At 44.1% G+C, this 388-nt stretch carries 1 protein-coding gene; it reads left to right on the forward strand.

Annotation, left to right across the window (positions count from 1 at the left end; all coding sequences use genetic code 11):
• A partial coding sequence (locus ACH8JV_RS19540) for a calcium-binding protein (protein WP_396523304.1) occupies positions 1–388 on the forward strand: 388 nt, incomplete at both ends.

The raw sequence follows: 388 nt of genomic DNA on the forward strand, positions 1-388 counted from the left end.
CACTGACAGGTTATGCAGGTGATGACCTGTTAGATGGTGGAGAAGGTAAGAACATCTTAAACGGTGGTGATGGCAATGACACGTTGATTACAGGTTCAGGCAATGATGTACTGAATGGTGATAACGGTAATGACACATTGAATGGCGGTGCTGGCAATGACACGCTAAACGGTGGTGCTGGACTGGATACCTTGATTGGTGGCAGTGGTAATGATGTGCTGACTGGTGGTGATTACGAGAAAGATATTTATATCTTCCAGACAGGTCATGGGCAGGACATTATCAATGATAAAAGCTATGACTGGACCAGTTTACAGTACTTCAATGATGTGAAATTTGAAGGTGCGAACTTTGCCGATGCCCAGTTCTTAAGAGTAGGCAATGATCT

Source organism: Acinetobacter sp. ABJ_C5_2, from assembly GCF_044538485.1.
In the GTDB taxonomy this organism is placed as follows: Bacteria; Pseudomonadota; Gammaproteobacteria; order Pseudomonadales; family Moraxellaceae; genus Acinetobacter; species Acinetobacter nosocomialis_A.